Source organism: Microbacterium sp. (assembly GCF_031178525.1).
Classification (GTDB): domain Bacteria; phylum Actinomycetota; class Actinomycetes; order Actinomycetales; family Microbacteriaceae; genus Microbacterium.
This window is the reverse complement of sequence record NZ_JAPSJA010000151.1, coordinates 1-6151: the sequence shown is the minus strand read 5'-3', so window position 1 is coordinate 6151 and position 6151 is coordinate 1. Positions and strand designations below refer to the sequence as shown.

General features: G+C 71.4%; 9 protein-coding genes and 1 pseudogene. 8 read left to right on the top strand and 2 right to left on the bottom strand.

Going from position 1 to position 6151, the window contains the following annotated elements; all coding sequences use genetic code 11:
• The coding region (locus tag RIF89_RS10015) for a M24 family metallopeptidase (RefSeq protein ID WP_309068969.1) at nt 1–380 on the bottom strand (380 nt) is incomplete at its 3' end.
• A 115-nt stretch (nt 381–495) separates the two neighbouring features.
• On the opposite strand from RIF89_RS10015, the gene RIF89_RS10010 reads away from it, so the two are divergent.
• The 5 genes from RIF89_RS10010 to RIF89_RS09990 all read left to right on the top strand — a co-directional run bounded on the left by RIF89_RS10010 (nt 496) and on the right by RIF89_RS09990 (nt 3466).
• A complete protein-coding gene (locus RIF89_RS10010; protein WP_309068968.1) occupies nt 496–918 on the top strand; it encodes an MFS transporter permease in 423 nt (140 codons plus the stop codon).
• Nucleotides 919–1128: 210 nt separating this feature from the next.
• Nucleotides 1129–1473: a 50S ribosomal protein L19 gene (gene rplS, locus RIF89_RS10005; RefSeq protein ID WP_309068967.1), complete on the top strand. Its 345-nt coding sequence runs from the start codon at nt 1129–1131 to the stop codon at nt 1471–1473.
• A gap of 177 nt (nt 1474–1650) precedes the next feature.
• On the top strand, nt 1651–2436 hold the full coding sequence (gene lepB, locus RIF89_RS10000) for a signal peptidase I (RefSeq protein WP_309068966.1): 786 nt from the start codon (nt 1651–1653) through the stop codon (nt 2434–2436).
• Nucleotides 2436–3095: a ribonuclease HII gene (locus tag RIF89_RS09995; RefSeq protein ID WP_309068965.1), complete on the top strand. Its 660-nt coding sequence runs from the start codon at nt 2436–2438 to the stop codon at nt 3093–3095. Before lepB ends, RIF89_RS09995 begins: the two co-directional genes overlap by 1 nt.
• Nucleotides 3096–3139: 44 nt before the next feature.
• Complete coding sequence (locus tag RIF89_RS09990; protein WP_134745171.1) at nt 3140–3466, top strand: DUF2469 domain-containing protein; 327 nt, start codon at nt 3140–3142, stop codon at nt 3464–3466.
• Nucleotides 3467–3469: 3 nt separating this feature from the next.
• On the opposite strand, the gene RIF89_RS09985 is transcribed toward RIF89_RS09990, so the two are convergent.
• Nucleotides 3470–3772: a putative quinol monooxygenase gene (locus RIF89_RS09985; protein WP_309068964.1), complete on the bottom strand. Its 303-nt coding sequence runs from the start codon at nt 3770–3772 to the stop codon at nt 3470–3472.
• A gap of 130 nt (nt 3773–3902) precedes the next feature.
• Here RIF89_RS09985 and RIF89_RS09980 point away from each other — a divergent pair, with 130 nt between their 5' ends.
• From RIF89_RS09980 to RIF89_RS09970, 3 genes and pseudogenes are all read left to right on the top strand, one after another.
• Nucleotides 3903–4265 carry a YraN family protein gene (locus RIF89_RS09980; protein WP_309068963.1) on the top strand — a complete coding sequence of 121 codons (363 nt, stop codon included), beginning with the start codon at nt 3903–3905 and terminating at the stop codon, nt 4263–4265.
• Nucleotides 4262–5785, top strand: a complete 1524-nt coding sequence (locus tag RIF89_RS09975; RefSeq protein ID WP_309068962.1) for a YifB family Mg chelatase-like AAA ATPase — start codon at nt 4262–4264, stop codon at nt 5783–5785. Before RIF89_RS09980 ends, RIF89_RS09975 begins: the two co-directional genes overlap by 4 nt.
• Nucleotides 5782–6151 (top strand): annotated as a pseudogene (locus tag RIF89_RS09970) (hypothetical protein); the annotation flags it as partial. The gene RIF89_RS09975 and the pseudogene RIF89_RS09970, both read left to right, overlap by 4 nt.

Sequence of the window (6151 nt, the reverse complement as noted above, 5' to 3'; positions counted from 1 at the left end):
GCGAGGTCCTCGTCGCGCGGCGTGCCGACGACGAACGAGACCGCGGAGTCGGCGACCCAGCCGTTCAGGGACACGGCGAAGTCGAGCGTCACGAGATCGCCGTCGCGCAGGTCGTAGTCGTGGGGGAGACCGTGCAGCACCGCGTCGTTGACGGAGGTGCAGATGACCTTGCCGAACGGGCTCGCGCCGAAGGACGGGTGGTAGTCGATGTAGCAGGACTCGGCGCCGGCCCTGCGGATCAGCTCGTGAGCGCGACGGTCGATCGCGAGCAGATTCGTGCCGACGGTCGTCTCGTGGCGCAGGGTCTCGAGGGTCTCCGCGACGAACCGGCCGACGGGCCGCATCTGCTCGATCTCGGCGGGCGTGCGCAGTTCGATCATGGGGGTCCTCTCGGGTCGGCCTCCATTCTCCCCGATGGAGCCCGATACCTTCCTCAACGCTGTGTCTTCCCTATGCCCATGCCCGCCCGGATCGGCCGCGGCATAGCATCGCGGTATGGCGCTTCGACGCATCTTCTCCCGCTGGCTGTGGCCTTCGGCCTTCGCGCTGCCCGTGTGGCTGCTGATCGGGTGGGGCATCTCGGGTGCCGGCGGCTGGGCGTTCCTGTGGGTGCTGTTCGTCGCGCTGCCGTCGGTATTCCTCGCGCAGTCGGCGTTCACGCTCCTCAACCGCGCGCGACCGTCGGTGCGGCGCACGGGCGTCGTGTCCTGGATCGACGTCGCGGGCTTCGGCGTCTGGCACGTCCTGACGATCGCCGTGGGTCTGTTCAACGAGTCGTGGTTCGGGCTGACCCTCGCGCTCGCGATCGCCGCGGCGCTCGGCGTGCTGTGGCTTCAGGTGTGGCAGCTGTGGCGCGAGGCCGCGCTGACGCGCCGCACCTCCGACACCGGCGTGATCGTCGTCAACGAGCGCTTCTGAGCATCCCGCCGCGGAACGGACCGGGCGTTTGGCCGCGCGTGTCGCGCGTGGCATAATGAACCCTTGTGCCGTGGCCGGTGCAGCTGTCGCTGTGCCCGCTTCGCCGCTCTGCCTCAGGGGAGCCGAGGGTCATCCGACCTCACGACACGCACAGACCAATCCTTGAACTCATCGCGGCCGACCTGTGGCGGCCGCAGGAAGTGATCAGACATGCACATGCTCGACGCCGTCGACGCGGCCTCGCTGCGCTCCGACATCCCCGCCTTCGGCCCCGGTGACACCGTCAAGGTGCACGTGAACATCGTCGAGGGCAACCGCTCGCGCATCCAGGTGTTCCAGGGCGTCGTCATCGCTCGCCAGGGCGACGGCGTGCGCGAGACCTTCACGGTCCGCAAGATCAGCTTCCAGGTCGGCGTGGAGCGCACCTTCCCGGTGCACTCGCCGGTCATCGACCACATCGAGGTCGTGACCCGCGGTGACGTGCGTCGCGCCAAGCTGTACTACCTGCGCAACCTGCGCGGCAAGAAGGCGAAGATCAAGGAGAAGCGCGGCTGAGCCCACGCCTCTTCGACGGAACCCCGCGACCGGCCGGTCGCGGGGTTCCGTGCTTTCCGGCCGGAGGGGAGGGGGCGGAGGTTGGCCCGCTCCTCGGCACGCCGTGCATCGGAGCGGCCGGGATATGCGACCCTGGAAAGGGCGCTCCGGGACCGGCGCGCGCAGGAGAAGGAACCGATGAGCACCGATCCCACCGCGTCTGCGGCACCCCCGTTTCGACGCGGCCGGCGTGAGGCGGAGCAGGCTGCCGCGGCATCGCGCCGCACGCGCGGCTGGCTCGCCTTCCTGCGGGACGTCGTGGTCATCATCGTCATCGCGGTGCTCGTGTCGTTCCTCGTCAAGACCTTCGTCGTCCGGTCGTTCTTCATCCCGTCCGCGTCGATGGAGGACACGCTGATCATCGACGACCGCATCCTGGTCGACGAGCTCACGCCGAACTGGACCGGGTACTCGCGGGGCGATGTCGTCGTCTTCCGTGATCCGGGCGGATGGCTCGAGCCGATGCCGCAGCCCGAGCACTCGCCGTTCGAGGCCGCCGTCGACTGGGTGCTGAGCCTCGTCGGGCTGTCGGCGTCCGACTCGGACGATCATCTCGTCAAGCGCATCATCGGGCTGCCGGGCGACCACGTCGTGTGCTGCAACGCGCTGGGCCAGGTGTCCCTCAACGGCGTCCCGGTCGACGAGCTCGACTACCTCAAGCTGCCGCCGGGCGACACCGAGGCATCCGAGGACCCGTTCGACGTCACGGTGCCCGACGGCTCGCTCTGGGTCATGGGCGACAATCGCGACAGGTCGCGCGACTCCCGCTACAACACGGACCAGCCGGGGGGCGGCTTCGTGCCCCTCGACAACGTCGTCGGCAAGGTGTTCCTGCGCACCTGGCCGTTCGACCGCTTCGGCGGGATCGACGGGCACCACGAGGTGTTCGCGGGTGTCCCCGAACCGGAGGGGGCCACGGACTGATGGCCGTGGCGGTGCCGACCCTGTCCCTCGAGCGCAGGCTGCTGCGGGAGACGCCGCTGGTGTTCGCGTGCGACGAGGTCGGCCGCGGCGCCCTGGCGGGTCCGGTGGCGGTCGGCGCCTCCGTGATCGACGCCGCCTCCGCGCGACGGCGCGTTCCGGCGGGGCTGCGCGACTCGAAGCTCGTGCCGGAGCTGCGGCGCGCGGACGTCGCGGAGCGCGCTGCGGGATGGGTGCGCGCCAGCGCGGTCGGCTGGGCCGAGTCCGAGGAGATCGACGAGATCGGCATCATGCGCGCTCTCGGGCTCGCGGCCGTGCGCGCCCTTGCGGCGCTCGAGGAGCTCGGCTTCGCGCCCGCCGCGGGCGTCGTGCTGCTCGACGGCAACCACGACTACATCAACCCGGTGTCGGGCGCGCGGCTGCCGGTGCGTCCCGTGATCAAGGCCGACCGCGACTGCGCATCCGCATCGGCGGCGTCCGTGATCGCGAAGGTCGCGCGAGACGCGCGGATGGTCACGCTGCACGACGACCACCCGGCCTACGAGTGGCGCAGCAACAAGGGCTATGCGAGCCCGGCGCATCGCGCCGCCATCCGCGAGCTCGGGTTGAGCACGCACCACCGCCGGTCCTGGGCGATCGCGGACGCACCCACACTGTTCTGACGCTGTGCGGCGGGCCCGTCCGGCGGTCATAGGATGGTCTCACCATGGATGACGAGGTCTTCGACGACTACGACCGCGAACTCGAGCTGGCGCTCTACCGCGAATACCGGGACGTCGTCTCCCAGTTCCAATACGTGATCGAGACGGAGCGGCGCTTCTATCTGGCGAACGACGTCAGCGTCGTGCGCCACGACACCGAGCACGACTTCTACTTCGAGCTGACGATGACGGATGTCTGGGTCTGGGACATCTATCGCGCCGACCGCTTCGTGAAGTCGGTGCGCGTGCTGACGTTCAAGGACGTCAACATCGAGGAGCTGTCGCGCCGCGACTTCCAGCTGCCCGAGGAGCTCTCGCTCGACGGGAAGTGACGCTCAGTCGCGCAGCGGTGATCCGGCGACGTCGAACCGGAAGCCGCCGAACTCGCCCGACAGCAGCGGGCGGGCGGCCGCGATGGAGGCCTGCACCTCGGGCAGCGCGAGAGATGCGCGGTGCGCGTCGGCGCTCTCCCACAACTCCATGACGAACACGGTGTCGGGCTGGTCGTCGGAGGTCCCCACCTCGTAGAGCAGGCACCCGACCTCGGCCAGCCGGTCGGAGCGCCGCGTCAGGATCGCCACGAGCTCGTCGCGCCGACCGCTCTCGGTTCCGAGGGTTCCCACGTTCGCGAAGGTCATGTCCGGAGGCTAGCGCGGAGCGCCGACGTCACGCGCTGAGCCTCGTCCACAGGACGCGCTCCATGGGGGTTGTCCGGAATCGACCCGCGGCGATCCGTGCGGCGGGCAGCGGCCGGGCACGCTCGAGGGCATGGCACGCAAGGACGATCTGGGACGGGCGGGGGAGGACCGCGCCGCCTCCTATCTGAGGGACCGCGGCTACCAGATCCTCGATCGCAACTGGCGCTGCCGGGACGGCGAGATCGACATCGTCGCGGTCTGCGGCGACCGTGTCGTCGCGGTGGAGGTGAAGACCCGCAGCGGTATCGGGTACGGGCATCCGTTCAGCGCGATCGACGACGACAAGCTCGGCCGGATGTGGCGGCTCGCACTCGCCTGGGCCGCGGCGAATCCGGATGCCGCGCGACGGCGTCGGATCAGCGTGGACGCGATCGCGATCGTGGGGCGGGATCCCCGCAGCGGCACGCTCGAGCACCTCGAGGGCCTCCGATGAGGGTCGCCCGCACCTGGGCCGTCGCGCTCACGGGATTGCGAGGCGAGCTCGTGGAGGTGGAGGCCGACATCACGGCGCAGAAGCCGGAGTTCCGGATCATCGGCCTCGGTGACAAGGCACTCGGCGAGGCGCAGCGGCGTGTGATGAACGCGTGTGAGAACAGCGACATGCGCCTGCCCGACCGGCGCGTCACCGTCAACCTGTCGCCGGCGGGTCTGCCCAAGCAGGGCACGGCCTTCGACGTGGCGATCGCCGTCGCATCCCTCGCGATCGATGGCTTCGTCCTGACGGAGTCGCTCGCGCGGACCGTGCACATCGGCGAACTGGGGCTCGACGGGAGGCTGCGCCCCGTGCCAGGCGTCCTGCCGGCCGTGCACGCAGCCGCCAGCCGGGGCTTCGAGAGATTCGTCGTGCCCCACGCGAACCGGGCCGAGGCCGAGCTGGTGCCGGGGATCGAGGTGCTCGGCGCCGTCTCGCTGGCGGAGGTGGCGCGTTGGCATGGTGCCGATGTCGAGGTGCCCGACCATGACCCGGTGCCGGGCGAGGCGCGCACCGGCGCGGCGGGCGATCCGCTGGACCTGGCGGAGATCGTCGGGCAGCCCGCCGCTGTCGAGGCGCTCATCGCGGCCGCGGCGGGCGGCCACCACCTGCTGATGTCGGGGCCGCCGGGAGCGGGGAAGACGATGCTCGCGCGCCGGCTGCCCGGCATTCTGCCGCCGCTCGACGACGAGGCGGCGCTCGAGGTCGCGTCGCTGCGCTCGCTGGCGGGCGAGTCGGTCGTCGCGCTCGATCGCACCCCGCCGTTCGAGGCGCCGCACCACTCCGCGTCGATCGCGGCGCTCGTGGGCGGCGGATCGCGCACGGCTCAGCCTGGCGCGATCGCGCGCGCCAGCCGCGGTGTGCTGTTCGTCGACGAGGCGGCCGAGGCGCCGGGCGGCGTGCTCGACGCGCTGCGGCAGCCGCTGGAGCAGGGGCGCATCGAGATCCACCGCGCCGGGTTCCGGGCGGAGTTCCCCGCGCGCTTCCAGCTGGTCCTCGCGACGAACCCGTGTCCGTGCGGCGAGTACGGCGTGCGCGGTGGCACGTGCGTGTGCGCTCCCAGCGTGGTGCGACGCTACCTCGCGAAGCTGTCGGGTCCGCTGCTCGACCGGATGGACATCGATCTGCGCCTGCAGCGGGTCGCGTCCTCCCGGATGGGCGATTCGCCGAGCGTGTCGACGGCGCAGGCGCGCGAGCGCGTGGCCATCGCGAGGGAGCGCGCGGCGCGGCGCTTGGGCGGTACGCCCTGGCGCTTGAACGCCGACGTGCCGGGCGCGTGGCTGCGCCAGGGGCCTCGGCCGATCGCGCGCGAGGCTCGCCGCACGCTCGAAACGGCGCTGCAGCGCGGCGGGATCACCCTGCGCGGTTACGACCGCATCCTACGCGTCGCGTGGACACTGGCTGACCTCGCCGGGCGCGATGAGCCGACCGCCGCCGAGGTGGGTCAGGCCCTGTTCCTGAAGAAAGGCGTGGTGTCGTGAACGAGAGCAAGACGAGCCTGCTGGGCGATCCCGGTCTGCGGAGGGCAGCCGAGCGCGTGGCGTCCTCGGTCGACGACCCGGAGGTGCTCACGGCGCGCATCGCATGGAGCGCCCTCACCGAGCCCGGGGAGGGCGTGAGCGGGCGCCTCGTCGCCGAATGCGGTCCGGTCGCGGCACTGCAGCTCGTCGAGGACCTCGCCGCCGGCGTCCAGACCCCGGACGTCCCCGGCGTGACGGCACGAGATCTCGAGGCCGCGCTGGGACGCTGGCGACCGCGGCTCGATGCGCTCATGATCGCGACGCTCGCCGAGAGCGGCGCGAGAGCGGGTCTCACGGTGCTCGCGCCGGAGGGCCGCGACTGGCCCG

What these genes read in the sequence shown, in the direction of transcription:
- RIF89_RS10010 (WP_309068968.1), top strand. Translation starts at nt 496, where the DNA reads ATGGCGCTTCGACGCATCTTCTCCCGCTGGCTGTGGCCTTCGGCCTTC.
- rplS (WP_309068967.1), top strand. Translation starts at nt 1,129, where the DNA reads ATGCACATGCTCGACGCCGTCGACGCGGCCTCGCTGCGCTCCGACATC.
- lepB (WP_309068966.1), top strand. Translation starts at nt 1,651, where the DNA reads ATGAGCACCGATCCCACCGCGTCTGCGGCACCCCCGTTTCGACGCGGC.
- RIF89_RS09995 (WP_309068965.1), top strand. Translation starts at nt 2,436, where the DNA reads ATGGCCGTGGCGGTGCCGACCCTGTCCCTCGAGCGCAGGCTGCTGCGG.
- RIF89_RS09990 (WP_134745171.1), top strand. Translation starts at nt 3,140, where the DNA reads ATGGATGACGAGGTCTTCGACGACTACGACCGCGAACTCGAGCTGGCG.
- RIF89_RS09985 (WP_309068964.1), bottom strand. Translation starts at nt 3,772, where the DNA reads ATGACCTTCGCGAACGTGGGAACCCTCGGAACCGAGAGCGGTCGGCGC.
- RIF89_RS09980 (WP_309068963.1), top strand. Translation starts at nt 3,903, where the DNA reads ATGGCACGCAAGGACGATCTGGGACGGGCGGGGGAGGACCGCGCCGCC.
- RIF89_RS09975 (WP_309068962.1), top strand. Translation starts at nt 4,262, where the DNA reads ATGAGGGTCGCCCGCACCTGGGCCGTCGCGCTCACGGGATTGCGAGGC.